General features: G+C 51.0%; 1 protein-coding gene. It reads left to right on the forward strand.

All coding sequences use genetic code 11. The annotated features are described in order from the left end of the window. On the forward strand, nt 1–465 hold a 465-nt coding region (locus NE664_13770; protein ID MCQ4727701.1), incomplete at both ends, for an MATE family efflux transporter.

Raw genomic sequence — 465 nt, forward strand, 5'->3', positions numbered from 1 at the left:
ATCGCGCAGGCCTGCTCCAGCTTATACTGTCTGAAGAGTCTGCTGAAGGTACAGATTCTTTCTTTTAAAAAGACGGATTTTCATCTGGAACCGTATCTCTGCAGAAAACTGATGGTATTGGGACTTCCCATGGCATTTCAGAACGGAATCATTGCGGTAGGCGGAATGATTGTGCAGTCGGTGGTCAATGGATTCGGAGTCCTTTTCATTGCAGGATTTACGGCGACCAACAAACTGTACGGACTTCTGGAAATAGCCGCAACCTCCTACGGCTATGCCATGACGACCTATGTGGGCCAGAGTCTGGGCGCCGGGAAGATTAAGAGAATCAGGCAGGGGATGAAATCAGGCCTTCTTTTAGCCATGCTCACCTCAGCGGTGATCGCGGCTGTCATGCTGGTCTTCGGGCAGGCGATTCTTGGCTGTTTCATTACGGGAACGCCGGAAGAGGCTGCCAAAACCATG

Origin of the sequence: Anaerotignum faecicola (genome assembly GCA_024460105.1) — a bacterium.
GTDB lineage: Bacteria > Bacillota > Clostridia > Lachnospirales > Anaerotignaceae > JANFXS01.